Here is a 923-nt window from a genome sequence, read left to right on the forward strand (position 1 = left end):
CGGAGATACCGCACCGGCCCCCAAGCCGACCACGACGACGGGCAGTCTGGTGTGCACGCCAGTCGCCACCAGCACCTGGCGGGACGGACACTGGCGCACCGACATCGGCTCCTCGACGGCAGCCGACACCTTCCAGGGCCGCTACTCCGGATCGTCCTACGGGCGGAACTCGGGATTCGCGTTCTACGGGAGCAAGCCGAGCACGCTGTCCGGAGCGACGGTCACGAAGGCGACGCTGCGGCTGCGACGGCTCACCTCGGGCGACTACGCGGCCCGCTCGCCGACGATGCGTCTGGCGGGCGAGTCGACGCGGCCGTCGTCGTATCCGACGCTGCACGAGTCGACGACCGGCCCGGCACTCGGCGTATACGGCAAGGTCAGCCCCGGCGAGGCGACGTGGAGCATGCCGACGTCGTGGGGGCAGGCCCTCGTCGACGGCACCCGCGGCGGCATCGGCATCGTCATCAGCAGCGACTCCCCGTACATCCGGCTCGCCGGGCGCTCCTCCTGGTCAGCCGCTTGGACGCTGACCCTCTACTGGACCCGCACCGGCTGACCGACACCGTTCACCGGCCCCGCCTCTGCGGGGTGTTCGTCATGCCCGCAGGAGGCGCACAGCATGTCGCAGCAGACTGGCAAAGGGATCACCTATCCCGAGTCCACCGACCACACTCGCCTCTGGGAGTGGCTGCAGACTCTCGCCGAGAACGCCGACAGTGTCATCCCCGGCTCGGTGGATGTGCAGACGTTCACGGCGGACGGCACCTGGTCGAAACCGGCCGGGGCGATCTGGGTGGTTGTGGAGCTGATGGGTGGCGGTGGGGGCGCCGGCGGGTCCGCGTCCACGGGCAGCGCCCAGTCGGCCTGCTCCGGTGGCGGGGGTGGCGGCGAGTACGCGCGCGGCACGTTTGCGGCCTCTTCAT

Annotated in this window: 1 protein-coding gene and 1 pseudogene; both read left to right on the forward strand. The window is 70.7% G+C overall.

The genetic code is table 11. The annotated features are described in order from the left end of the window. Positions 1–556 (forward strand): hypothetical protein (locus ACL02U_RS32890; protein WP_412794675.1); only part of this gene is annotated, 556 nt, incomplete at its 5' end. A 63-nt stretch (positions 557–619) separates the two neighbouring features. Next, positions 620–923: pseudogene (locus ACL02U_RS32895) on the forward strand (hypothetical protein); the annotation flags it as partial.

This window comes from Streptomyces sp. MS06 (genome assembly GCF_047200655.1).
Lineage (GTDB): Bacteria > Actinomycetota > Actinomycetes > Streptomycetales > Streptomycetaceae > Streptomyces.